This window comes from Pseudomonas sp. GL_117 (genome assembly GCF_057835125.1).
Window position 1 is genome coordinate 781,776 of the sequence record NZ_CM174418.1, and the last position, 23,225, is coordinate 805,000.

General features: G+C 61.6%; 22 protein-coding genes (1 of these 22 only partly in view). 10 read left to right on the top strand and 12 right to left on the bottom strand.

Translation table 11 applies throughout. The features are described 5' to 3' along the window. Nucleotides 1-55 precede the first annotated feature (55 nt). Complete coding sequence (locus AC3ISR_RS03290; RefSeq protein WP_463984735.1) at nt 56-1,333, top strand: acetyl-CoA C-acetyltransferase; 1,278 nt, start codon at nt 56-58, stop codon at nt 1,331-1,333. Between the two features lie 124 nt (nt 1,334-1,457). Then, entirely contained in the window at nt 1,458-2,357 is a 900-nt protein-coding gene (locus tag AC3ISR_RS03295; protein WP_014716761.1) for a PA4780 family RIO1-like protein kinase, read from the top strand. 162 nt (nt 2,358-2,519) lie between these two features. Here AC3ISR_RS03295 and cueR read toward each other — a convergent pair whose 3' ends face one another. From cueR to AC3ISR_RS03310, 3 genes are all read right to left on the bottom strand, one after another. Next, nucleotides 2,520-2,921 (bottom strand): Cu(I)-responsive transcriptional regulator, encoded by a 402-nt coding sequence (gene cueR, locus AC3ISR_RS03300; protein ID WP_192300160.1) that lies wholly within the window; start codon nt 2,919-2,921, stop codon nt 2,520-2,522. Then, nucleotides 2,918-5,119, bottom strand: a complete 2,202-nt coding sequence (locus AC3ISR_RS03305) for a heavy metal translocating P-type ATPase (RefSeq protein WP_463984736.1) — start codon at nt 5,117-5,119, stop codon at nt 2,918-2,920. Before AC3ISR_RS03305 ends, cueR begins: the two co-directional genes overlap by 4 nt. A 66-nt stretch (nt 5,120-5,185) precedes the next feature. After that, entirely contained in the window at nt 5,186-5,566 is a 381-nt protein-coding gene (locus AC3ISR_RS03310; protein WP_192300158.1) for a hypothetical protein, read from the bottom strand. Between the two features lie 147 nt (nt 5,567-5,713). On the opposite strand from AC3ISR_RS03310, the gene AC3ISR_RS03315 reads away from it, so the two are divergent. Further along, nucleotides 5,714-5,905 (top strand): heavy-metal-associated domain-containing protein, encoded by a 192-nt coding sequence (locus AC3ISR_RS03315; protein WP_192300157.1) that lies wholly within the window; start codon nt 5,714-5,716, stop codon nt 5,903-5,905. An 85-nt stretch (nt 5,906-5,990) separates the two neighbouring features. Then, nucleotides 5,991-7,184 carry a multidrug effflux MFS transporter gene (locus AC3ISR_RS03320; protein WP_192300156.1) on the top strand — a complete coding sequence of 398 codons (1,194 nt, stop codon included), beginning with the start codon at nt 5,991-5,993 and terminating at the stop codon, nt 7,182-7,184. 8 nt (nt 7,185-7,192) lie between these two features. On the opposite strand, the gene AC3ISR_RS03325 is transcribed toward AC3ISR_RS03320, so the two are convergent. Next, entirely contained in the window at nt 7,193-7,366 is a 174-nt protein-coding gene (locus tag AC3ISR_RS03325) for a hypothetical protein (RefSeq protein ID WP_192300155.1), read from the bottom strand. Between the two features lie 145 nt (nt 7,367-7,511). Continuing rightward, nucleotides 7,512-8,525 carry a zinc-binding alcohol dehydrogenase family protein gene (locus AC3ISR_RS03330; RefSeq protein WP_489324577.1) on the bottom strand — a complete coding sequence of 338 codons (1,014 nt, stop codon included), beginning with the start codon at nt 8,523-8,525 and terminating at the stop codon, nt 7,512-7,514. 124 nt (nt 8,526-8,649) lie between these two features. Between AC3ISR_RS03330 and AC3ISR_RS03335 the strand changes: the two genes are divergently transcribed. From AC3ISR_RS03335 to AC3ISR_RS03345, 3 genes are all read left to right on the top strand, one after another. Next, a complete protein-coding gene (locus AC3ISR_RS03335) occupies nt 8,650-9,579 on the top strand; it encodes a LysR family transcriptional regulator (protein WP_192300153.1) in 930 nt (309 codons plus the stop codon). 134 nt (nt 9,580-9,713) lie between these two features. Continuing rightward, the gene (locus tag AC3ISR_RS03340) at nt 9,714-10,409 is read left to right on the top strand and encodes an ArsR/SmtB family transcription factor (RefSeq protein WP_463984737.1); all 696 of its coding nucleotides are present in this window, start codon (nt 9,714-9,716) and stop codon (nt 10,407-10,409) included. Nucleotides 10,410-10,729: 320 nt separating this feature from the next. Next, nucleotides 10,730-12,100, top strand: coding sequence for an MFS transporter (locus AC3ISR_RS03345; RefSeq protein ID WP_463984738.1), 1,371 nt, complete (start codon nt 10,730-10,732; stop codon nt 12,098-12,100). A 137-nt stretch (nt 12,101-12,237) separates the two neighbouring features. On the opposite strand, the gene AC3ISR_RS03350 is transcribed toward AC3ISR_RS03345, so the two are convergent. Beyond that, complete coding sequence (locus AC3ISR_RS03350; RefSeq protein WP_463984739.1) at nt 12,238-13,191, bottom strand: adenosine deaminase; 954 nt, start codon at nt 13,189-13,191, stop codon at nt 12,238-12,240. Nucleotides 13,192-13,385: 194 nt separating this feature from the next. On the opposite strand from AC3ISR_RS03350, the gene AC3ISR_RS03355 reads away from it, so the two are divergent. Next, entirely contained in the window at nt 13,386-14,471 is a 1,086-nt protein-coding gene (locus AC3ISR_RS03355; protein WP_489324578.1) for a calcium:cation antiporter, read from the top strand. A 123-nt stretch (nt 14,472-14,594) separates the two neighbouring features. On the opposite strand, the gene AC3ISR_RS03360 is transcribed toward AC3ISR_RS03355, so the two are convergent. From AC3ISR_RS03360 to AC3ISR_RS03385, 6 genes are all read right to left on the bottom strand, one after another. Further along, nucleotides 14,595-15,953: an 8-oxoguanine deaminase gene (locus AC3ISR_RS03360; protein ID WP_192300148.1), complete on the bottom strand. Its 1,359-nt coding sequence runs from the start codon at nt 15,951-15,953 to the stop codon at nt 14,595-14,597. A 152-nt stretch (nt 15,954-16,105) separates the two neighbouring features. Next, nucleotides 16,106-16,792: an SDR family oxidoreductase gene (locus AC3ISR_RS03365; RefSeq protein WP_463984741.1), complete on the bottom strand. Its 687-nt coding sequence runs from the start codon at nt 16,790-16,792 to the stop codon at nt 16,106-16,108. A gap of 34 nt (nt 16,793-16,826) precedes the next feature. After that, nucleotides 16,827-17,408 carry an IMPACT family protein gene (locus AC3ISR_RS03370; protein ID WP_192300146.1) on the bottom strand — a complete coding sequence of 194 codons (582 nt, stop codon included), beginning with the start codon at nt 17,406-17,408 and terminating at the stop codon, nt 16,827-16,829. A 12-nt stretch (nt 17,409-17,420) separates the two neighbouring features. Continuing rightward, nucleotides 17,421-18,080 (bottom strand): TetR/AcrR family transcriptional regulator, encoded by a 660-nt coding sequence (locus AC3ISR_RS03375; RefSeq protein WP_192300145.1) that lies wholly within the window; start codon nt 18,078-18,080, stop codon nt 17,421-17,423. Nucleotides 18,081-18,167: 87 nt separating this feature from the next. Next, nucleotides 18,168-19,562, bottom strand: a complete 1,395-nt coding sequence (locus tag AC3ISR_RS03380; RefSeq protein ID WP_192300144.1) for a uracil-xanthine permease family protein — start codon at nt 19,560-19,562, stop codon at nt 18,168-18,170. Nucleotides 19,563-19,641: 79 nt separating this feature from the next. After that, entirely contained in the window at nt 19,642-20,562 is a 921-nt protein-coding gene (locus tag AC3ISR_RS03385; protein ID WP_192300143.1) for a LysR family transcriptional regulator, read from the bottom strand. 125 nt (nt 20,563-20,687) lie between these two features. Between AC3ISR_RS03385 and aptA the strand changes: the two genes are divergently transcribed. Together aptA and AC3ISR_RS03395 are read left to right on the top strand one after the other, a co-directional pair. Beyond that, on the top strand, nt 20,688-22,037 hold the full coding sequence (gene aptA, locus AC3ISR_RS03390) for an omega-aminotransferase AptA (RefSeq protein WP_192300142.1): 1,350 nt from the start codon (nt 20,688-20,690) through the stop codon (nt 22,035-22,037). Between the two features lie 39 nt (nt 22,038-22,076). Then, nucleotides 22,077-23,225, top strand: the 5' portion of a protein-coding gene (locus AC3ISR_RS03395) for a CoA-acylating methylmalonate-semialdehyde dehydrogenase (protein ID WP_463984742.1). The gene runs 345 nt beyond the window's last position; 1,149 of the gene's 1,494 nt are visible here — the first part of the coding sequence; its start codon is at nt 22,077-22,079; its stop codon lies beyond the right edge, outside the window.

The following is a 23,225-nucleotide window of genomic DNA, read 5'->3' on the forward strand; positions in this document are numbered from 1 at the left end:
CGATCAGCCTAGGCTAGGCTGACGGATTACACCCATTTCCAGCAGGGAGATTTTCATGACTCAATTGCGCCGTGTAGCGATCATTGGCGGTAACCGTATCCCTTTTGCCCGCTCCAATGGTCCCTACGCCACGGCGAGCAATCAGGCGATGCTGACCGCTGCGCTGGAAGGCCTGATCGAGCGTTACAACCTGCACGGTTTGCGTATCGGCGAGGTGGCCGCCGGCGCGGTGCTCAAGCATTCGCGGGACTTCAACCTGACCCGCGAATGCGTGCTCGGCTCGCGCCTGTCGCCGCAAACCCCGGCCTATGACATTCAACAAGCATGTGGCACCGGGCTTGAGGCGGCGTTGCTGGTGGCCAACAAAATCGCCCTGGGCCAGATCGAGTGCGCGATTGCGGGTGGAGTCGACACCACGTCCGACGCGCCCATCGGCGTCAACGAAGGGCTGCGCAAGATTCTGCTGCAAGCCAACCGCAGCAAATCCCTGGCGGACAAGCTTAAAGTGCTGTTGCAACTGCGCCCCCATCACCTCAAGCCGGAACTGCCGCGCAACGGTGAGCCACGCACAGGGTTGTCCATGGGCCAGCATTGCGAACTGATGGCGCAGACCTGGCAGATCCCCCGCGCCGAGCAAGATCAGCTGGCGCTGGAGAGTCACCGGAACATGGCGGCCGCCTACGCCGAAGGCTGGCACAACGATTTGCTCACGCCGTTCCTCGGCCTGACCCGCGATAACAACCTGCGCCCGGATCTGACCCTGGAGAAACTTGCCGCGCTCAAGCCGGCGTTCGAACGCGGCGAAAAAGCCACGCTCACGGCGGGCAACTCCACGCCTCTGACAGATGGTGCCTCATTGGTATTGTTGGGCAGCGAGGCCTGGGCTAAAGAGCGTGGGCTGCCGATCCTCGCGTATTTGCGCGATGGTGAAGCGGCGGCGGTGGATTTCGTCAACGGTGCCGAAGGCCTGTTGATGGCGCCGGTGTATGCGGTGCCGCGTTTGCTGGCGAGGAATGGCCTGACGCTGCAAGACTTCGATTACTACGAGATCCACGAAGCCTTCGCTGCCCAGGTGTTGTGCACGCTCAAGGCGTGGGAGGATGCGCACTACTGCAAGACGCGCCTCGGGCTTGATGCCCCCCTCGGCGCGATCGACCGCAGCCGGCTCAACGTCAAGGGCAGTTCATTGGCGGCCGGGCACCCGTTTGCTGCCACGGGTGGGCGTATCGTCGCCAACCTGGCCAAACTGTTGGACGCGGCGGGCAAGGGGCGTGGGCTGATTTCAATCTGTGCGGCAGGCGGGCAGGGGGTTACGGCGATCATTGAGCGCTGAAACTGGCATATCTGATGCATTCTTAAGTGATCAACGGTCAGTCGCCTCTCCCACCGGCCGGCCGATTGCCGTATAACGAGTGCCATACGCGTATTTGGTAATAAAGGACCCACAATAAAAGCTGATGAAGACTCCTAAACGCATTGAACCCCTGATCGAAGACGGTCTGGTCGACGAAGTGCTGCGCCCACTCATGAGTGGTAAAGAAGCAGCTGTTTATGTGGTGCGCTGCGGCAATGAATTGCGTTGCGCCAAGGTTTACAAGGAGGCGAACAAACGAAGTTTTCGTCAGGCGTCCGAATACCAGGAAGGCCGCAAGGTCCGCAACAGTCGTCAGGCCCGGGCCATGGCCAAGGGCTCCAAATTCGGCAAGAAAGAAACCGAAGATGCTTGGCAGAACGCTGAAGTGGCGGCGTTGTTCCGCCTGGCCGGTGCGGGCGTTCGCGTGCCCCAGCCGTTCGACTTCCTGGAAGGCGTGCTGTTGATGGAACTGGTGGCCGACGAGTACGGCGATGCGGCGCCGCGCCTGAATGACGTGGTGCTGGAGCCGGACCAGGCGCGTGAATACCATGCCTTCCTGATCTCGCAGATCGTGCTGATGCTGTGTACCGGCCTGGTGCACGGTGACTTGTCCGAGTTCAACGTACTGCTCACGCCGACCGGCCCGGTGATCATCGACCTGCCCCAGGCGGTGGATGCGGCGGGCAACAACCACGCGTTCAGCATGCTGGAGCGGGATGTGGGCAACATGGCGTCGTACTTCGGGCGTTTTGCCCCGGAGTTGAAAAAGACCAAATACGCCAAGGAAATGTGGGCGCTTTACGAAGCCGGCACGTTGCACCCGGCCAGTGTGTTGACCGGCGAGTTCGATGAGCCGGAAGAGCTGGCGGACGTGGGCGGTGTAATCCGCGAGATCGAAGCGGCGCGGCTGGATGAAGAGCGTCGGCAGGCGATCCGCGCGGCGGACGATGCACCACCGAGCAAAGTGCCGGACGAGCCACCGCCGCCGCCTTGGATGCAGTGATCTCAAGGCCTGCGTAGATCTAAAAATGTGGGAGCGGGCTTGCTCGCGAATGCGGTGGATCAGTGAATATATCGTTGACTGACGCACCGTCTTCGCGAGCAAGCCCGCTCCCACACAAGCCCGCTCCCACATTTGGTTTTGTATGTAGTCAGTTAGATTCCATCAGGTGCAGCAACTGCCCGAAGCCAACTCCTTGAGAATCGGACAGTCCGGCCGATGATCGCCATGGCAGTGCTCCACCAGGTCCTGCAACGTATCGCGTAACTGCCCCAGTTCCATGATCTTCTGATTCAACTCATCAATGTGCTGGCGCGCCAGGGCTTTTACGTCGGCGCTGGCCCGATGCCGGTCCTGCCACAGGGTCAGCAGTTTGCCGACCTCCTCCAAAGAAAACCCCAAGTCCCGCGAGCGTTTGATAAACGCCAGGGTGTGCAGGTCGTCGGCACCGTACACACGGTAGCCGCTGTCGGTGCGGTGGGCGGCCTTGAGCAAGCCGATGGATTCGTAGTAGCGAATCATCTTCGCGCTGAGCCCGCTCTGGCGTGCGGCTTGGCCGATGTTCATGGGCGGTGATCCTCCAGGTCCTTGGGTTTCCAGGTTTTCAGCAGCAGGGCATTACTGACCACGCTGACGCTCGACAGCGCCATCGCCGCACCGGCCAACACCGGGTTGAGCAGGCCGAATGCTGCCAGTGGAATGCCGATCAAGTTATACACAAAGGCCCAGAACAGGTTCTGGCGGATTTTTGCGTAGGTCTTGCGGCTGATCTCCAGCGCGGCCGGCACCAGGCGTGGATCGCCGCGCATCAAGGTAATGCCGGCCGCGTGCATGGCCACGTCGGTGCCGCCCCCCATAGCGATGCCGATATCGGCGGCGGCGAGGGCCGGGGCGTCGTTGATGCCGTCGCCGACCATGGCCACCACGCCGGTTTTTTTCAATTCGGTGACGGTGGCGGCTTTGTCGGCGGGCAGCACCTCGGCGTGCACGTCGTCGATGCCCAGCGCCTCGGCCACCACGCGCGCACTGCCGCGGTTGTCGCCGGTGAGCAGGTGGCTGCTGATGTGTTGCGCCTTGAGTTGGTGGACTGCTTCCAGTGCGCCGGGCTTGAGCGTGTCACCAAAGGCGAACAGCCCCAGCACACGCGGTTGCGCGCCTTGCTCGATAAGCCAGGACAGGGTGCGGCCTTCGGCCTCCCAGGCCTTGGCAGACTCGGCCAGGTCACCGGCATTCAAGCCGCTTTCTTCGAGCAGGCGGCGGTTGCCCAGGGCCAACTGCCGACCATCGAGGGTACCGGCGATGCCGCGCCCGGTCAGGGATTGGCTGGCGCTCACGTCGGCCACCACCAGGCCTTGTTCGTTGCAGGCGTCCAGCACGGCCTTGGCCAGCGGGTGTTCGCTGCCACGTTGCAGCGCCCCGGCCTGTTGCAGCAGCAGGGCTTCGTTGCCATCCACGGCGCTCAGATGCGCGATTTTTGGCGTGCCGGAGGTGAGGGTGCCGGTCTTGTCGAATACCACGGCGCTGACTGCATGGGCGCGCTCCAGGGCTTCGGCGTCCTTGATCAGGATGCCATGGCGCGCAGCCACGCCGGTGCCGGCCATGATTGCGGTGGGTGTAGCCAGGCCCAGGGCGCACGGGCAGGCAATCACCAGCACGGCGACCGAGTTGATGATCGCGGTTTCCAGCGATGCGCCGTACAGCCACCAGCCCACCAACGTGACCAACGCCAGCACCAGCACGGCGGGCACGAACACTTGGCTGACTTTATCCACCAGTTTCTGGATCGGCGCCTTGGCGGCCTGGGCGTCTTCCACCAGGCGGATGATCCGCGCCAACACGCTTTCGGCGCCCAGAGCGGTGGTGCGCACCAGCAGGCGGCCTTCGCCGTTGATGGCGCCGCCGGTAACGCTGTCCCCTGGCTGCTTCGGCACCGGCAGGCTTTCGCCGCTGATCAGCGCTTCGTCGGCGTGGCTCTGGCCTTCCACCACTTCACCGTCCACCGGGAAGCGTTCGCCGGGCTTGACCAACACCAGGTCATTGAGCGCCAGCGCGTTGATGGCGACGTCTTCTTCACGCCCGCCATTGACCCGAATCGCCCGCTCCGGGCGCAAGGCTTCAAGGGCGCGGATGGCGCTGGCGGTCTGGCGCTTGGCGCGGCTTTCGAGGTATTTGCCCAGCAGCACCAGGGCGATCACCACCGCCGAGGCTTCGAAATACAGGTGCGGCGCCATGCCGGGGTGGGCGCTGAGCCATTCATAGATGCTCAGGCCGTAACCGGCGCTGGTGCCGATGGCCACGAGCAAATCCATATTGCCAGCACCGGCGCGCACGGCTTTCCACGCAGCGATATAGAAGCGTGCGCCAAAGATGAATTGCACCGGGGTGGCCAGGGCGAACTGCACCCAGGCGGGCAGCATCCAGTGCAGGCCGAAGGGTTCCACCAGCATCGGCAGCACCAGCGGCAGCGCCAGGGCAATCGCCAGCAGCAGCGACAGGCGTTCGCGCTGCAGGCGCTGGGCCTGATCGACTTCGGTAGCGGTTTCACTCTGCGGCAGGGTGGCGGTGTAGCCGGCCTTGTCGACGGCGGCAATCAACACACCGGGGTCGATCTGGCCCGCCACTACGACGTGGGCACGCTCGTTGGCCAGGTTGACGCTGACGCTTTGCACCCCCGGCACCTTGCCCAGCGCGCGCTCGACGCGGCCGGCACAGCTGGCGCAGGTCATGCCGCTGATCGGCAGGTCAAAGGTGGTGGTTCCATTCATGGGGCAGTCCTCCAGGAGAAGTGGCCCCTAGCATCAACCTTGACCTGTGGGGAAGGTCAAGGCCGTTTAATAGTCCAGCGCAGCGGCTTTGAGATACATGCCGTCCGGACCCTGGGCAATGCGCAGTTTGCGCACGTCGCCAACCTTCAACGTGATGTTCTGTGCTGGCGGCGCGAGCAGGCCCGGCTGGCAGCCCGGTGCCTGGCCCGGCAGCAACTTGAGGCGCAACGACAGGTTGCCCGCCGGCAGGTTGAACGAGGTGGACTGTTCCTGGAACAGCCGCCCGGCCAACTGATCATTCAGGTACAGGCCGATCTCGCAGTTGGTCGACACTTCCAGGCGTTCCCGGGAAATGATCAACACCGCATAGTCTTCTGCGGCACTGGCCAGCGGCGCAGCGGCAGACAAGCTCATCAGGCCGGCAAGGGCAAAAAACGACCAGCGCATGGCGAATGCTCCGTGGGTTGAATCAAAGATGGGTGAAGCTTGGCCGACCGCGCGGGCGAATACCAGCCCGGCGGATATTTTCTGAGCTTGACCTTGCCATGATGGCAAGGTCGAGACTGCCTCCACCCTCAATACAGGAGTCATGTCATGCAAGTATTCAGCGTTGAAGGAATGACCTGCGGCCATTGCGTCAAATCGGTGACCCAGGCAGTGCACAACCAGGACCCGAGCGCCGAAGTGAAGGTGGACCTCGCCGCGAAGCAAGTCAGCGTGCAAAGCCAACTGAGCGCGCAGCAAATCGCCGACGCGATTCGGGAAGAAGGCTACAGCGTCGTCTGATTTTTAATAGTTAGCGAGCTAACGTAATGTTCAAGGCACCCAAGCGCGGCTAGACTGTCGAGCTGCCGACTCACTTGGGTGTCTGATGAACCTGCGCATAATTCTGATTCTGGGCGCCTTGAGCGCCTTCGCACCGTTGGCGATCGACTTTTACCTGCCGGGCTTCCCCGCCATGGCTATCGCGTTCGGCACTGACGAAAAACATATCCAGACCACCCTGGCGGTGTATTTCACCGGCCTGGCCATCGGCCAATTGATCTACGGCCCGCTGGCCGATCGCTTTGGCCGGCGCGTGCCGCTGCTCAGCGGTGTGACCCTTTTTACCCTCGCGTCCTTTGCCTGTGCCTATGCGCCGTCGTTGGAATGGCTGATCGCCGCACGTTTCGTCCAGGCCCTGGGCGGTTGTGCGGGCATGGTGATTTCCCGCGCCGTGGTCAGCGACAAATGTGATGCGGTGGGGTCGGCCAAGGTGTTTTCCCAACTGATGCTGGTCACGGGGTTGGCGCCGATCCTCGCACCGTTGGCAGGTGGGGTGATGGTCGGGTTGTGGGGCTGGCAGTCGATCTTCCTCGCGCTGACCGCGTTCAGTGTATTGGCGGCGATTGCCGTGGCCGTCGGCCTGCCGGAAACCTTCCCGGCCCATCAGCCGCGCCAGCCATTGTCCGGCTCGCTGCGGCGCTACCTGTCGTTGCTGTCGGACCGGGTCTACCTCGGCTACGCCCTCACTGGCGGTATTGCGATTGGCGGGATGTTTGCCTACATCGCCGGTTCACCTTTCGTATTCATCAAACTGTATGGCGTGCCTGCCGAGCATTACGGCTGGGTGTTCGGTTCCAACGCGGCCGGTTTCATCCTGATCGCCCAAGTGAACGCGCGCTTGCTGGCCAAGCGCGGCCCGGCGTTCTTGCTGTCGCGCAGCGTGTGGGTGTACCTGGCGGCGGCGTTGTCATTGCTGGCGATCAGCGCTTTGCACACCGATGCCCTGTGGCCGCTGCTGGTGCCGCTGTTTATCTGCATCGCCAGCCTGGGCTGCATTTTGCCCAATACCTCGGCCTGCGCCATGAGTGGGCAAGGGGCGCGGGCGGGCAGTGCGTCGGCGCTGCTCGGTTGCATTCAGTTTGGTGTGGCGGCGGGTGCGGCGTCGTTGGTCGGCCTGTTGCACGATGGCACGGCGATGCCGATGGCCATGGTTATCAGCCTGTGCGGTGTGTTGGCAGTGACGGTGGCCGTGTCGACCCAGCGCTTGCAACGGGCTCGGGCCGCGCAAGCGCAGGTCTGAGGTGGCGGTCAGCCAGCGGTGGAGTGTTGCTGGTTGACGGGAAGACGGTGAGGGGCCTGGATTCGGGCTTGCAGGGTATCGGCAAAGGCGCGGGCCTCGGCTTCACTGTGGAAGGTGATGGCCTTCTGGTCCAGGCGCACTTCCCACTGGGATTTTGCTAACGCTTTTATCAGGATCTTCATTACTGACTTCCTCGCGTAAAAGAATCGTGGCAAAGGCGGCCAATATAAACCCGAATACCCGCGCAAATATGACAAAGATCAACTCTCTGACTAATGGTGTCGTCCATCACTCACATGAATAACGGACGACGCCTACAGACCCTTTTCAGAATCCTTCCAGCACGATCTTGCCCTTGGCCGTGCCGCTTTCCAGCAGGGCATGGGCGCGGCGCAGGTTCGCCGCATTGATCACGCCGAAGTGTTCGCCCACCGTGGTTTGCAGGGTGCCAGCGTCGATCAGCTCGGCGACGCGGTTGAGCAGGTGGTGCTGCTCGATCATGTCCGCCGTCTCGAACATCGAACGCGTGTACATGAACTCCCAATGCAGCGACAGGCTCTTGCGCTTGAGCTTGCTGACGTCCAGCGCCTTCGGGTCGTCGATCAACGCCAGCTTGCCCTGGGGTTGCAGGGCTTCGACCAGTTGATCGAGGTGTTGGTCGGTTTGCGTCAGGCTGGCGACGTGGGTGACCTGGCCGACACCGGCGCGTTTGAGTTCTTCGCTCAGCGGTTGGCTGTGGTCGATCACCAGGTCTGCGCCCAGTGCCTTGGCCCAGGCCTGGGTTTGCGGGCGCGAGGCGCTGCCGATCACCTTCAGCGCGGTGAGCTGGCTGGCCAGTTGGGTCAGGATCGACCCCACGCCACCGGCGGCACCGACGATCAGCAGGCTCTGGCCCCAGTCTTCTTTGCCCTCTGATACTTGCAGGCGCTCGAAGAGCAATTCCCAGGCGGTGATCGCCGTCAGCGGCAGCGCGGCGGCTTCGGCAAAACCCAGGCTCTTGGGCATGTGGCCAACGATGCGTTCGTCCACGGTGTGCAGTTCGCTGTTGCCGCCGGGGCGTACCAGGGAGCCGGCGTAGAACACCTTGTCGCCGGCCTTGAACAGCGTCACGTCGCTGCCGACCGCCTTGACCACCCCGGCGACGTCCCAGCCCAGCACCTTGGCGGCGCCGTTTTCCGGGGCGACGTTCTGGCGCACTTTGGTGTCCACCGGGTTGACCGAGATGGCTTTGACTTCCACCAGCAGGTCACGCGGGCCGGCGACCGGCGCTGGCAGTTCGATGTCTTGCAGGGATTGGGGATCGTTGATCGGTAGCGAGTTGTAGTACGCGATGGCTTTCATGGGGGGGGGCTCCGGGGAGTGGGCGAATAAACGGGATGGACAGATGATTGGCTATTTCCCGTATAGATAAAAGCGGCTAAAACAGAGGTCTGTTTCAATAAAATTTTGATAATGGATGGGCGGCATGCTGCGTTTTGACGATTTGCAGTTGTTTGTACGTTCGGCGGATTTGGGCAGCCTGTCGGCGGCAGCGCGGGTGATGGACCTGTCGCCCGCCGTGGCCAGTGCGGCGCTCAAGCGCATCGAACAGCAACTGGGCGCGCGCTTGCTGGCGCGCTCCACCCGCAGCCTGCGCCTGACGGCTGAAGGTGAGGGGTTCCTGGAATATGCCCGCGCTGCGCTGAGTTCGCTGGACGAGGGGCGGCGCCTATTGGCCAGTGGCCAGGATCAGGTCAGCGGTGTGCTGCAGTTGTCCGCACCCTCGGACCTGGGGCGCAACCTGTTGCTGCCGTGGTTGGATGACTTCCAGCGTGAGCATCCGCAACTGACCGTGCGTCTGTTGTTGGGCGACCGGATTGCCGATCTGTTTCGCCAGCCGGTGGACATTGCCCTGCGCTACGGCGAGCCCGAGGACTCCAGCCTGATCGCATTGCCGGTGGCCCCGGACAATGTGCGCGTGTTGTGCGCGGCGCCCGGCTACCTCGCACGGCACGGCGAACCCCGGCACCTGGAGCAATTGGCCCAGCACAATTGCCTGCTGTACATGCTCGGCAGCCGCGTGCATGACCGCTGGAGCTTTCACGACGGCAAACGCGAGGTCAGCCTGACGGTGAGTGGCGACCGCTTCAGTGACGATGCCGACGTGGTGCGCCGCTGGGCAGTGGCGGGGGTGGGGATTGCCTACAAGTCCTGGCTGGATGTCAGCGCTGACGTGCTCGCCGGGCGCTTGCGCGTGATCCTGCCGGAGCTGCGTGGTGAGCGTACGCCGCTGAATCTGCTGTGTGCCCACCGTGCGCAATTGAGTAAACCGGTCAACCTGCTGCGCGAAATGCTTGTGTCGCGTTGTGCGACTTTGACCGCGCAGTGGCCGGAGCGATTGACCGCTGGGCAGTAGCCTCCAGCAAGCGAGGAAATTTCACTCAGATTCTGTCCTTATCCGCGCTATCGGACGGCGCGGAACGGGTTGCTTGCGCCCCTATACTTTGGCGCCAACCACAGCAGAAAAATGATTTAACAGGGAGTGAAACCATGGAAGATGCACCTTGCATCAGTCAAGTTGCCAGCTTGCTCGCCGAGCCCAAGCGCACGGCGATGCTCTGGGCCTTGATGGACGGCTCGGCAAAGTCGTCGCAGGATCTGGCGGCGCATGCAGGGCTGTCACCGGCCTCGGCCATTGCGCATTTGGCGCGATTGACAGGTGGTGGCTTGCTGCGGGTCGAGACCCGTCGTGGCCAGCGCTTGTTTCGTGTGGCGGCACCGGATGTCAGTGCGGCCATCGATGCCTTGGCCAGTACCACCATGGCCAGCGCCGCACGCAGTCGCCCGGGTGCGCCACCGCCGCCGTTGGTGGTGCCATCGCTGCTGCGTCACGCCAGGATGTGCCACGGCCACCTTGGCGGCGAACTGGCGGCAGGGTTGTATCAACGGATGTTGGCGGCCGGCTGGATTGCGCGGCATGAGCAGCGTCTGGGCGTGACCCTCAAGGGCGCTCGGCATTTGGCAGACCTGGGGATTTTTACCCAGGCGCTGGCATTGCCCGTGGTGTGTGATTGTTTCGACTGGAGCCAGCAGCAACCGCATCTGGGCGGTGCGTTGGGCGCTGGCTTGCTGCAACTGTTTCTGCAATCGAACTGGGTCAGCCTGATCAAGGAGTCACACGCCTTGCAGGTCAACGACAGCGGGCTGGTGGAAATCAATCGTTTGGCTGCGCCCGAGAATCTCTAAACCGTGAACCTCATCCTTGTAGTGAGCGGGCTAGCCCCGCGCCGGGTGGCGAAGCCGCCCCAAATCCAGGCGCCGCGGTCTTACTGATACACGGCGGCGTCCCGTTTGGGGCGGCTTCGCCATCCGGCGCGGGCGAGCCCGCTCACTACAACACGGTTGTCATAGTGTTTGCGCTCGCCAAAAGTTGTGCAGATACCTGTGCCCCGGCAACCTTGGCCATACGGGCGTCGTTCAGAGTTTCAATCAGGTCGCATCCAGCAATAATCTGGAAAAAGCATGCCGCACACTCGCCGAGAGGACTTTTACACTGGGGGTGCGGCATGGGTATGAGAGGCTACAGCGCAGCGGAACGGTTGGAACGGTTGCCCATCAGCGGCTACCACCGAGTCATTTTCATCATCATCGCCCTGGCGTTTTTCTTCGACTCCATGGACCTGGCGATGATGACCTTCCTGTTGGGCTCGATCAAAACCGAGTTCGGGCTGAGTACGGCCCAGGCCGGATTGCTGGCCAGTTCGAGTTTTTTCGGCATGGTGGTGGGCGCATCGTTGTCCGGGATGCTCGCCGACCGCTTCGGGCGCAAGCCGGTGTTCCAGTGGAGCATCGTGTTATGGGGCATCGCCAGTTACCTGTGTTCCACCGCGCAGACGGTAGAGACGCTGACGCTGTTTCGCATCTTGCTGGGCATCGGCATGGGCATGGAGTTTCCCATCGCGCAGTCGATGCTGTCGGAGTTGATTCCAGCCAAGCGGCGCGGGCGTTATATCGCCTTGATGGATGGTTTCTGGCCGTTGGGTTTTGTGGCTGCGGGTGTGCTGTCGTACTTCTTGCTGCCGGTGATCGGCTGGCGCGACATTTTCCTGGTGTTGGCGGTGCCGGCGGTGTTTGTGCTGGCGATCCGGTTTTTTATCCCTGAGTCGCCGCGCTGGCTGGAACAGGCCGGGCGGCATGACGCGGCGGACCAAGTGTTGCAGGGCATCGAGCAGAAAGTGCGCAACTCCCTGGGCGGCGCGCAGTTGCCGGAGCCGATTCGCTTGCCACGGGGGGAGAGCACGCCGGGCACATTTTTCTCGGCGTTCCAGCAACTGTGGTCGGTGCAGTATCGCCAACGCACGATGATGATCTGGAGTGTGTGGTTTTTTGCCCTGCTCGGCTTCTACGGGCTGACGTCGTGGTTGAGTGCGCTGTTGCAGCAGTCGGGTTTTGCGGTGACGCAGTCGGTGTATTACACGGTGATCATTTCCCTGGGCGGGATTCCCGGTTTCCTGATGGCGGCCTGGCTGGTGGAGCGCTGGGGACGTAAACCGGTGTGTGTGGTGACGCTGCTCGGTGGCGGGGTGATGGCGTTTGTGTATGGGCAAAGCGCGGTGTTTGGCGGCAATGTGGGCTTGCTGATCACCTCGGGCTTGTTGATGCAGTTCTTTCTGTTTGGCATGTGGGCGGTGTTGTACACCTATACGCCTGAACTCTATCCCACCTCGGCGCGTGCGACCGGGTCCGGGTTTGCCTCGGCGATCGGCCGGGTCGGTTCGTTGCTGGGGCCGTTGGTGACCGGGTTGGTATTTCCGATGACCGGGCAGGGTGGGGTGTTTGCCCTGGGCGCGCTGTGTTTTGCGGTGGCGGCGCTGGTGGTGTGGGTGTTTGGGATGGAGACGAAGGGCAAGACGCTGGAAGAGCTGAGCGAAATCTGATCGACGATACACCTCTAATGTGGGAGCGGGCTTGCTCGCGAAGGCGGTCTTTCAGTCAGTGCTATATGGACTGATCCACCGCTTTCGCGAGCAAGCCCGCTCCCACATTTAGCCTGCACTCATCCAGTGAGTGCGGGTTATGGCTTGACCAAGCGTGCATCCAGGCTGTTCTGCGCCAGGCGTTTGGCCTGGTCCTGGGTCATGCCCAGCGCGGTGTGCAGCGCGTGGAAGTTCTCGGTGACATAACCGCCGAAGTACGCCGGGTCATCCGAGTTCACGGTGACCTTCACGCCGCGTTCGAGCATGTCGAGGATGTTGTGCTGGGACATGTCATCGAACACGCAGAGCTTGGTGTTGGACAGCGGGCACACGGTCAGCGGGATCTGCTCGTCGATGATGCGCTGCATCAAACGCTCGTCTTCGATGGCGCGTACACCATGGTCGATGCGCTGGATTTTCAGCAGGTCGATGGCTTCCCAGATGTACTCGGGCGGGCCTTCTTCGCCGGCGTGGGCCACGGTGAGGAAGCCTTCGTGACGGGCACGGTCGAACACGCGCTGGAACTTGCTCGGCGGGTGGCCCATTTCCGAGCTGTCCAGGCCCACGGCCACGAACGCGTCACGGAATGGCAGGGCCTGGTCCAGGGTTTTCTCGGCTTCGGCTTCGCTCAGGTGGCGCAGGAAACTGAGGATCAAGCCGCTGGTGATGCCCAGTTGCTGCTCGCCATCTTTGAGTGCAGCGGCGATACCGTTGAGCACTACTTCAAACGGGATGCCACGGTCGGTGTGGGTCTGCGGGTCGAAGAACGGTTCGGTGTGGATTACGTTCTGCGCTTTGCAGCGCAGCAGATAGGCCCAGGTCAGGTCGTAGAAATCCTGGGAGGTGCGCAGCACATCGGCACCCTTGTAGTACAGGTCGAGAAACTCTTGCAGGTTGTTGAAGGCGTAAGCCTTGCGCAAGGTTTCGACATCGTTCCACGGCAGCGCAATCTTGTTGCGCTCGGCCAGGGCGAACAGCAGCTCAGGCTCCAGCGAACCCTCCAGGTGCAGGTGCAGTTCAGCCTTGGGCAGGGCGTTGAGCCAATCGTACATTTTCTAAATTCTCATCAGGTGCAATGGCGGCATTCTACAGGGCATGGCTGAAATAATCGGTAAAACCTGACCAGCAGGATCGTTTTCGTTGGATTCGCGCAAGGGCCGCGTGAACTAAGGTGTAACGAAACGTTAGCAGCCTGCCGTAGTCTGTACTCCATCAATGACTGATTCGCTGTTTGATAAGGCCCGGAATGCTCACATCCCTCAAGCAAGAAAAATTCATGCTGCTGGCGCTGCTTGCCGCCATCGCCGCATACCCCCTGGAACACTGGATGCTCAACAACGGGCAGGGCGTGGCACTGCTTGGCGGGGTGGTGCTGATCGTGTTCATCGTGATCGCCTCGATGCGCGTGGCCCATCACGCCGAGCAGCTCGCGGAAAAAGTCGGTGACCCCTACGGCACTATGATCCTGACCCTGGCCGCCGTGCTGGTGGAAGTGGTGATCCTGGCGATCATGATGAGTAACGAGCCTTCGCCGACCTTGGTGCGCGACACGATTTATTCGGCGGTGATGCTCGACATCAACGGCATCCTCGGCCTAGCGGCGCTGATGGGCGGCATCAAGCATGGCGAACAGTCCTACAACGACGATTCGGCGCGCAGCTACAGCGTGATGATTCTGACGGCCATGGGTGTGTCGATGGTGGTGCCGGAATTTATCCCAGAGGCCGACTGGAAAATTTACTCGGCATTCACCATCGGCGCGATGGTGGTGCTCTACACCCTGTTCCTGCGCATGCAGGTGGGGCCGCACAGTTATTTCTTCAGCTACAGCTACCCGGAGAAACGCGGTAAGAAGCCGTCGGAAGAGGCGCATTCGATCAATCTGGCGTTTTCTATCGGTACGTTGGTGTTTGGCGTGATTGTGATTGGCGCGTTGGCCGAGGTGATGTCCAAGACCCTCGACCTGGGCCTGGAGGGCACGGGCGCACCGCCGGTGATCACGGCAATTGTGGTCGCGGCCATTTCGGCGGCGCCGGAGATTCTGACGGCGTTGCGTGCGGCGTTGGCCAACCGCATGCAGTCGGTGGTCAATATCGCGTTGGGGGCCTCGTTGTCGACGGTGATCCTGACCGTGCCGGTGATGGAGGCGATGGCACTCTACACTGGCCAGCCGTTCCAGATGGCGATGACGCCAGTACAGACGGTGATGGTGTTGATCACGTTGATTGTCAGTGCGATCAACCTCAATGACGGGGAAACCAATGCCATTGAAGGGATGACGCATTTTGTGTTGTTTGCGACCTTCATTATGTTGTCGTTACTGGGTCTATAGCCGCCGCCAATCAGCTGTGGGAGCGGGCTTGCCCGCGAAAGCGGTGTATCAGTCAGCACATGCATTGACTGACCCGCCGTCTTCGCGGGCAAGCCCGCTCCCACATTTTGATTTGCGTATGACTTAGGTTCCGGCGATCAATGCTCGAGCCGCTTGGCTGTGATCGGCGATCAAACCTTTCAGGTCCAGGCCTTCCACTTGGCCATCAATCACCCGCCACTTACCCGCCACCATCACCCGGTCCGCCCGGTCGGCGCCGCACAACAGCAGTGCCGAGATCGGGTCGTGACTGCCGGAGAAGCGCAGTTCATCCAGTTTGAACAGCGCGAGGTCGGCCTGTTTTCCCACAGCCAATTCACCAATATCCGTGCGCCCCAGCAACTGCGCAGAACCTTTGGTCGCCCAGCCCAGCACGCCTTCGGGGGTGATCTTTTCCGCGCCGTAGCGCAAGCGCTGGATGTACAGGGCCTGGCGCGCTTCAAGGATCATATTTGACGCATCGTTGGAGGCTGAACCGTCCACGCCAAGACCGATGGGCGCGCCAGCGGCGAGCAGGTCCAGGGTCGGGCAGATGCCCGAGGCCAAACGCATATTCGAGCTTGGGCAATGGCAGATGCCGGTGCCGGCCGCGCCGAGGCGTTCGATTTCATCCGGGTTGAAGTGAATGCCGTGGGCCAGCCAGGTGCGCGGGCCAAGCCAGCCGACGCTGTCGAGGTAGTCCACGGTGCGCAGGCCGAAGCGCTGTAGGCAAAAATCTTCTTCGTCGAGGGTTTCCGCCAAGTGTGTGTGTAGGCGTACGTCGAGACTGTCAGCCAATTCGGCGCTGGCGCGCATGATTTCTGGCGTGACGGAGAACGGCGAGCACGGCGCCAGGGCGATCTGGACCTGCGCGCCTTCGTCACGCTCGTGGTATGCACGGATCAGGCGCTGGCTGTCGTCGAGGATCACCTGGCCTTGCTGCACGGTTTGTTGCGGTGGCAGGCCGCCATCGGCTTCGCCCAGGCTCATGGAACCGCGGGTGAGCATGGCGCGCATGCCCAGTTCGCGCACGCTTTGCACTTGCACGTCGATGGCGTTTTCCAGGCCGTCGGGGAACAGGTAATGGTGGTCGGCCGCCGTGGTGCAGCCCGAGAGCAGCAGTTCGGCCAGCGCGACTTTGGTGGCCAGGGCGAGTTTTTCCGGGGTGAGGCGTGCCCAGACCGGGTACAGGGTTTTCAACCAGGGGAACAACGGCTGGTTGACCACCGGCGCCCAGGCGCGGGTCAGGGTTTGGTAGAAGTGGTGATGGGTGTTGATCAGGCCCGGCAGGACCACATGCTCACGGGCATCGAAAGTTTGTGCGCAGGGCTGTGCGGGTGTTTGTCCCAGGGCCAGCACTTGGGTGATGACACCGTCTTGCAGCACCAGGCCGCCACGGGCGTCGAGGCCGTTGGCAGTGAAAATCGCGAGGGGGTTTTTTAACCAGATACGGGTCGCAGGCATTGGCCGGCTCCTCTGAATGATGGGTTCAGGTTTGCCAGCTCAGTGTTGCCCTGTCTGCTGATCCAGGGTCGCCGGTGAAGGCGAGGGGCTAGATTACGTGTAGTTAAAGATCTCGTCCACATGTAGGAAAGTGGACGAGATTGAGGTGGGAGTTACCAGGCGATGGTGTCGCCTTTGTAGTCGATGAAGTGATGGCCGCCTTTGCCGGTGTAGGCATTTACCTGATCCACCAGGCCACGCACGCTGGTGTCGACATCGATGTGGGCGTTTTCGCCGCCCATGTCGGTCTTCACCCAGCCCGGGTGCAGCGATAGCACGGTGGGTTTGTGATCGCCCAGTTGGGTGATGAAACTGTTGGTCATGGAATTGAGTGCAGCCTTGCTGGCCTTGTACAGCGCCAGGTCGGAACCGTCGGGGATGGTCACGCTGCCCAGCACCGAACTCATGAAGGCCAACACGCCGCTGTCCTTGCGGATCTGCCCGACAAAGCGCTGGGCCAGGTTGATCGGCGCAACGGCGTTGGTGAAAAACAGTTGGCCGACTTCCGCCAGGGTGGCGTGGCCAGGCTCCTGGTTGGCCGGGCCTTTGACGCCGGCGTTGACGAACAGCAGGTCAAAGGTGCGCGCCTTGAGGCGCTGGCTCAGGGCGATCACGGCTTGCTGATCGTCCATGTCGAGTTTCTCGATCTGCACCGGGCCGAGCGCTTTGAGGGCCTCGGCCTTGCTCGGGTCACGCACGGTGGCGGTCACGTCCCAGCCGTCCTGAAGCAGTTGCTTGACCAGGCCAAGGCCCAGCCCGCGGGAGGCGCCGATGATCAGTGCGGTTTTTGGCGTAGACATGAAAAGCTTCCTTTGGAGTCGCGGTTCAGGGAGTTCAGCGTTGTAGCAGGATACGCCCGCGGCTGAGGTCGGCGAGTTGAATTTGCAGGGTATCGATATGCGCTTGGCCGACAGCGAGTTGTAGTTCGACGCCATTGGCGGTGAAGGTTTCTTCCACCACCAGCCCGCCCAGGTCGGCGACACGCAGTTTCACCAGGTTCAACTCGGAGAAGCTGCAAGCGCAACTCAGCGGGACGCGGCTGATCAGTTCGATGCGCTCGGCATTCTGCAGGCATTTGTTCGCGCCGCCGCCATAAGCACGGGCGAGGCCGCCGGTACCGAGCTGGATGCCGCCGTACCAGCGGATCACCAGCACCGCGACTTGATCGAAACCTTGCGCCTCGATGGCCGCCAGGATCGGCCGCCCGGCGGTGCCGCCGGGTTCGCCATCGTCGTTGCTGCGGTATTGATCAGCCAATTTCCAGGCCCAGCAGTTGTGCGTGGCGTTCAAGTCGCTGTGTTGCGCGAAAAACGCCTGGGCGTCCTGCGGGCTGGTGATCGGGGCGGCGAGGGTGATAAAGCGGCTTTTGCGGATTTCTTCGTGAAACTCGCAAAGGCCGGTGAGCGTGAAAGGCATAAGTCGCTTCGTTTATAGGGCCGGCTTGACGCCGCAGCCCTTGAGAATGATGTGGATCAGGTTGGTGCCGGCGTCTTCCATATCCTGCTTGGTCAGCTTGGTGCGACCGGTGACGCGGCAGATCTGGGTGGCGAAGTCGGCATAGTGTTGGGTGCTGCCCCACAGTAGGAAGATCAGGTGTACGGGGTCGACAGGGTCCATCTTGCCCGCATCGATCCAGGCTTGGAACACGGCGGCCCGGCCACTGAACCAGGCGCGGTAGTCCTGGCTGAAATATTCGGTGAGGCATTCGCCGCCACTGATGATCTCCATGGCGAAGATCCGCGAGGCCTGGGGCTGGCGTCGCGAAAACTCCATCTTGGTGCGGATGTAGCGAGCCAGGGCTACCGCGGGGTCGTCCTCGGCGGTCAGCGTGTTGAAGGTGCTGTCCCACAGTTCGAGGATATTGCTGAGCACCGCGATATAGAGGCCCAGCTTGTTGGTGAAGTAGTAGTGCAAGTTGGCCTTGGGCAGCCCGGCACTGGCAGCAATGGTGTTCATGCTGGTGCCTTTGTAGCCATGGCGCGCGAATTCGTCTTCAGCAGCCTGGAGAATCGCTTGTTCGTTCTTTTGCCGAATGCGGCTGGCGGGTTTTCCGGTGGGGTTGCTGTGGGCAGGAACTTCGAGGCTCATGGAGGTTTCCGTGCAGATCGATAGAGACGACGTGTGCACAGATAACCCACCCTCAAGCCTCAGACAAGTCCTGATGCAATAAAACCGTCAGAGCGATTCCACCGTGTCGCTTTCCGACGCGTGGTTTGCGGCATTCCCGGTGGCCTTGGCTTCCGGTAATAGCAGGCACAGCACGATGGCGGTCAAGCCGCCGCTGGTGATCGCCGAGTCGAACAGGCTCTGCACCAGCGTCGGCATCAGGTGCAGCAGGTTCGGTTGGGCGGCGATGCCCAGGCCGACGCCGAACGAGGTGGCGATGATCAACATGCTGCGCCGATCCAGTGGCGCCTGGGCGAGGATGCGCACCCCGGCGGCGGCCACGCTGCCGAACATCACCAGGGTTGCGCCGCCCAACACCGGTTTGGGGATTTGCTGGAGTACCGCGCCAATCAACGGAAACAAGCCGAGGCAAAACAACAGCACGCCGATGTATAAGCCGACGTAACGGCTGGCCACGCCGGTGAGTTGGATCACGCCGTTGTTCTGGGCAAACGTGGTGTTGGGGAAGGCGCTGAAGGTGGCGGCGATCATGCAGCTGACGCCGTCACCGAGTACGCCGCCCTTGAGTCGGCTTATATAAGAAGGGCCGCTGATGGGCTGGCGGGCGATCATGCAGTTGGCGGTGAGGTCGCCGACGGTTTCGATGCTGCTGATCAGATAAATCAGCGCGATGGGCAGGAAAGCGCTCCAGTCGAAGTTGAAGCCGTAGCGGAATGGGATCGGCAGGCTGACCAGGGGCAGGTCGGGCAAGGCTTGGGGCACCAGCTTGCCGCTGAACCAGGCCGCGAGGCTGCCCAGCGCCAGGCCGATGATGATGGCCGAGAGGCGCACCCATGGGGTGTTCGAGCGGTTGAGCAGGATGATCGTCAATACGACGAACACGCCCAGTGCCAGATTGATGGGGGCGCCGAAGTCGGGGGCATTGAAGCCACCGCCCAGATCGGTAATACCGACCTTGATCAGGCTGATGCCGATCAGGGTAATGACAATCCCCGTCACCAACGGTGTGATAACCCGGCGCAGTTGACCGATGAAGCGACTCAGCACGATCTGCACCACGGCGCCAAAAAAGCACACGCCAAAGATCATTGCCATGATGTCTTCCGGGCTGCCGCCGCGTTGCTTGACCAGGAAACCCGCCGACAACACCGCGCCGAGAAACGCAAAGCTGGTGCCCTGCAGGCAGATCATGCCGGCGCCGATGCCATACGGCCTACGTGCCTGGATGAAGGTGCCGACGCCGGAGACCATCAACGCCATGCTGATCAGGTAGGGCAAGTGCGCGGTAAGGCCCAGGGTGGAGCCGATGATCAGCGGCGGGGTGATGATGCCGACGAACGCGGCCAGCACATGTTGCAGTGCGGCGAGCAGGGCCGGGGCGGGTTTCGGGCGGTCGTTGAGGCCGTAGATCAGGTCGCTGCTGCTGGAGGATTCTGGTGGCATGGCGGGCAAACTCAAGGTCTATGTCCTTGGGTTCTTGCAAAAAGCTGTCCAACTGCTCAGCTTTTCGTTTGCACCCGAATTAACGGGTGGCGGCCAGGCTTTCCAGGAAGCTTTCCAGCACCAAATGAGGGCGACGCCCCTTGCGTGTGACCGATGCCAGGCTCAAATCGTAAAAACGTGTAGCCGGTTTCAGCGCGCGCAGTCGGCCTTGTTGCACCCATAGACTGGCGTAATGGTCGGGCAGGTAGCCGATGTAGCGGCCGGTGAGGATCAGGAAAGCCATGCCTTCGCGGTCCGAGGCGCTGGCGGTGCAGTTGAGCGCCTGATAGTGGGCCTGGATATCGGCGGGCAGGCGGAAGGTGGGGGCGATGGCGTCCTGGCTATCAATACGTGCGTCGTCCAGTTGCTTGTCGTCGGCGTAGAACAGCGGGTGGCCGACTGCGCAGTAGAGCAGCGAGCGCTCGCTGTACAGCGGCTGGTATTCCAATCCAGAGAGGGCGCTGGCCTGGGGCACCACGCCGACGTGCAGGCGGCCGTCGAGTACGCCTTGCTCGACTTCGTTGGGGGCGATCATGCGGATCTGGATCTGCACGTCCGGGCCGCGTTCCTTCAACTGCGCGAGGGCGTGGGTGATGCGCATGTGGGGCAGGGTGACGAGGTTGTCGGTGAGGCCAATGATCAACTCGCCGCGCAGATGCTGGTGCAGGCCGTTGACCTCGGTGCGGAAGCTTTCCAGGGCGCTCAACAGTTGCAACGCGGACTGGTAGACCTCGCGGCCTTCTTCGGTCAGGGAGAAACCGGCGCGGCCGCGCTGGCAGAGTCGCAGTCCGAGGCGCTGCTCCAGGTCGCTCATTTGCTGGCTGATGGCGGAGCGACCGATGCCGAGCACGGTTTCCGCTGCCGAGAAGCCGCCGCATTCGACCACGCTGCGAAAGATGCGCAACAAGCGTATATCGAAGTCGCTGACTTGGGCGAGGGGATCGGGTCGACGGCTGCTCATAGTTTAGTGAAGGCCTGACTGAAGGTTAGAAGAGTTGAATTTCACCGACTTTATCGCCGTGGCAATTTAGCTGCAACAACGCTTTTCAATCCCGACGCTGCCTTTTGCCCTGCGAGGTTTTGCTGATGAACATGCCCGAAAACGCCCCATCGTCCCTGGCCAGCCAACTGAAGTTGGACGCGCACTGGATGCCTTACACCGCCAACCGTAACTTCCAGCGTGACCCGCGTTTGATCGTGGGCGCGGAAGGTAGCTGGTTGATCGATGACAAGGGGCGCAAGGTCTACGACTCGTTGTCGGGTTTGTGGACGTGCGGCGCCGGGCATACGCGCAAGGAAATCCAGGAAGCGGTGGCCAAGCAACTGGGGACTTTGGACTACTCGCCGGGCTTCCAATATGGTCATCCGTTGTCCTTCCAGTTGGCGGAAAAGATTACCGACCTGACTCCAGGCAACTTGAACCACGTGTTCTTCACCGACTCCGGCTCCGAGTGCGCCGATACCGCGGTGAAGATGGTGCGTGCCTACTGGCGCCTGAAGGGGCAGTCGACCAAGACCAAGATGATCGGCCGTGCCCGTGGTTATCACGGTGTGAACATTGCCGGTACCAGCTTGGGCGGTGTGAACGGCAACCGTAAGATTTTTGGTCAGGCGATGATGGATGTTGACCATCTGCCGCACACCCTGTTGGCGAGCAATGCGTTCTCCCGTGGCATGCCGGAGCAGGGCGGCATCGCCTTGGCCGATGAGTTGCTCAAGTTGATCGAACTGCACGACGCGTCGAACATCGCCGCGGTGTTTGTCGAGCCGATGGCCGGCTCTGCTGGCGTACTGGTGCCACCGCAGGGTTACCTCAAGCGTCTGCGTGAAATTTGCGATCAGCACAATATCCTGCTGGTGTTCGACGAAGTGATCACCGGTTTTGGCCGTACGGGTTCGATGTTTGGCGCCGACAGCTTTGGCGTGACGCCAGACCTGATGTGCATCGCCAAGCAAGTCACCAACGGTGCCATCCCGATGGGTGCGGTGATTGCCAGCAGCGAGATTTATCAGACGTTCATGAACCAGGCGACGCCGGAGTATGCGGTGGAATTCCCACACGGTTATACGTACTCGGCGCACCCGGTTGCATGTGCTGCAGGCCTGGCGGCTTTGGACCTGCTGCAGAAGGAAAATCTGGTGCAGAGCGTAGCCGAAGTCGCTCCACACTTTGAGAATGCGCTGCACGGGTTGAAGGGCAGCAAGAACGTGATCGACATCCGCAACTACGGTCTGGCCGGTGCGATTCAGATTGCCCCGCGTGACGGTGATGCGATCGTGCGTCCATTCGAGGCCGGCATGGCCTTGTGGAAAGCCGGTTTCTACGTACGTTTTGGCGGTGACACCCTGCAGTTCGGGCCAACCTTCAACAGCAAGCCGCAGGACCTGGATCGCCTGTTCGATGCGGTCGGCGAAGTGCTGAACAAGATCGACTGATTTCTCCTTCTATATAGAACAATTTTTCAGGAGCCCTGCATGAGCCTTATCCAGCATTTGATCAACGGTGAATTGGTCAATGACAGCGGTCGTAGTGCCGACGTCTACAACCCGTCGACCGGCCAAGTGATCCACCAAGTGCCGTTGGCCAGTCGTGAAACCATTCAACAGGCGATCGACTCGGCCAAGGCGGCGTTCCCGGCCTGGCGTAATACCCCGCCGGCCAAGCGTGCCCAGGTGATGTTTCGTTTCAAGCAATTGCTGGAGCAGAACGAAGCGCGCATTTCGCAGTTGATCAGCGAAGAGCATGGCAAGACGCTGGAAGATGCTGCCGGTGAATTGAAGCGTGGCATCGAGAACGTTGAATACGCCTGTTCCGCGCCGGAGATTCTGAAGGGCGAATACAGCCGTAACGTAGGACCGAATATTGATGCCTGGTCGGATTTCCAGCCGTTGGGCGTGGTAGCGGGTATTACTCCGTTCAACTTCCCGGCAATGGTGCCGTTGTGGATGTATCCGCTGGCGATTGTTTGCGGTAACTGTTTCATCCTCAAGCCGTCGGAGCGTGATCCAAGCTCGACGCTGTTGATCGCACAACTGTTGCAGGAAGCCGGTTTGCCCAAAGGTGTGCTGAGCGTGGTGCACGGTGACAAGGGCGCAGTGGATGCGCTGATCGAAGCGCCGGAAGTGAAGGCGCTGAGTTTTGTGGGCTCGACGCCGATTGCCGAGTACATCTATGCCGAGGCGACCAAGCGCGGTAAACGCGTGCAGGCGCTGGGTGGGGCGAAGAACCACGCGGTATTGATGCCGGATGCGGATCTGGATAACGCCGTCAGCGCGTTGATGGGCGCGGCGTATGGTTCGTGCGGTGAACGTTGCATGGCAATCTCGGTGGCCGTGTGCGTGGGCGACCAGGTCGCGGATGCGTTGATCGCCAAGCTGGTGCCGCAGGTCAAGGCGTTGAAGATCGGTGCGGGCACCTCCTGCGGCCTGGATATGGGGCCGTTGGTGACGGGGCAGGCGCGGGATAAGGTCAGTGGCTATATAGAAGAAGGAGTTTCTTCGGGCGCCAAGTTGGTGGTTGATGGTCGCGGTCTGAGCGTTGCCGGTCACGAAGAGGGGTTCTTCCTGGGGGGCAGCCTGTTTGATCATGTGACGCCTGAGATGCGTATCTACAAAGAAGAGATC

Bases quoted from the DNA above. Each gene is read 5' to 3' on its own strand.
- AC3ISR_RS03375 (WP_192300145.1), bottom strand. From the start codon at position 18,080: ATGAGCCTCGAAGTTCCTGCCCACAGCAACCCCACCGGAAAACCCGCC.
- AC3ISR_RS03320 (WP_192300156.1), top strand. From the start codon at position 5,991: ATGAACCTGCGCATAATTCTGATTCTGGGCGCCTTGAGCGCCTTCGCA.
- cueR (WP_192300160.1), bottom strand. From the start codon at position 2,921: ATGAACATCGGCCAAGCCGCACGCCAGAGCGGGCTCAGCGCGAAGATG.
- AC3ISR_RS03365 (WP_463984741.1), bottom strand. From the start codon at position 16,792: ATGTCTACGCCAAAAACCGCACTGATCATCGGCGCCTCCCGCGGGCTG.
- AC3ISR_RS03360 (WP_192300148.1), bottom strand. From the start codon at position 15,953: ATGCCTGCGACCCGTATCTGGTTAAAAAACCCCCTCGCGATTTTCACT.
- AC3ISR_RS03340 (WP_463984737.1), top strand. From the start codon at position 9,714: ATGGAAGATGCACCTTGCATCAGTCAAGTTGCCAGCTTGCTCGCCGAG.
- AC3ISR_RS03370 (WP_192300146.1), bottom strand. From the start codon at position 17,408: ATGCCTTTCACGCTCACCGGCCTTTGCGAGTTTCACGAAGAAATCCGC.
- AC3ISR_RS03315 (WP_192300157.1), top strand. From the start codon at position 5,714: ATGCAAGTATTCAGCGTTGAAGGAATGACCTGCGGCCATTGCGTCAAA.
- AC3ISR_RS03295 (WP_014716761.1), top strand. From the start codon at position 1,458: ATGAAGACTCCTAAACGCATTGAACCCCTGATCGAAGACGGTCTGGTC.
- AC3ISR_RS03385 (WP_192300143.1), bottom strand. From the start codon at position 20,562: ATGAGCAGCCGTCGACCCGATCCCCTCGCCCAAGTCAGCGACTTCGAT.
- aptA (WP_192300142.1), top strand. From the start codon at position 20,688: ATGAACATGCCCGAAAACGCCCCATCGTCCCTGGCCAGCCAACTGAAG.
- AC3ISR_RS03325 (WP_192300155.1), bottom strand. From the start codon at position 7,366: ATGAAGATCCTGATAAAAGCGTTAGCAAAATCCCAGTGGGAAGTGCGC.
- AC3ISR_RS03350 (WP_463984739.1), bottom strand. From the start codon at position 13,191: ATGTACGATTGGCTCAACGCCCTGCCCAAGGCTGAACTGCACCTGCAC.
- AC3ISR_RS03355 (WP_489324578.1), top strand. From the start codon at position 13,386: ATGCTCACATCCCTCAAGCAAGAAAAATTCATGCTGCTGGCGCTGCTT.
- AC3ISR_RS03290 (WP_463984735.1), top strand. From the start codon at position 56: ATGACTCAATTGCGCCGTGTAGCGATCATTGGCGGTAACCGTATCCCT.
- AC3ISR_RS03335 (WP_192300153.1), top strand. From the start codon at position 8,650: ATGCTGCGTTTTGACGATTTGCAGTTGTTTGTACGTTCGGCGGATTTG.
- AC3ISR_RS03310 (WP_192300158.1), bottom strand. From the start codon at position 5,566: ATGCGCTGGTCGTTTTTTGCCCTTGCCGGCCTGATGAGCTTGTCTGCC.
- AC3ISR_RS03305 (WP_463984736.1), bottom strand. From the start codon at position 5,119: ATGAATGGAACCACCACCTTTGACCTGCCGATCAGCGGCATGACCTGC.
- AC3ISR_RS03345 (WP_463984738.1), top strand. From the start codon at position 10,730: ATGGGTATGAGAGGCTACAGCGCAGCGGAACGGTTGGAACGGTTGCCC.
- AC3ISR_RS03380 (WP_192300144.1), bottom strand. From the start codon at position 19,562: ATGCCACCAGAATCCTCCAGCAGCAGCGACCTGATCTACGGCCTCAAC.
- AC3ISR_RS03330 (WP_489324577.1), bottom strand. From the start codon at position 8,525: ATGAAAGCCATCGCGTACTACAACTCGCTACCGATCAACGATCCCCAA.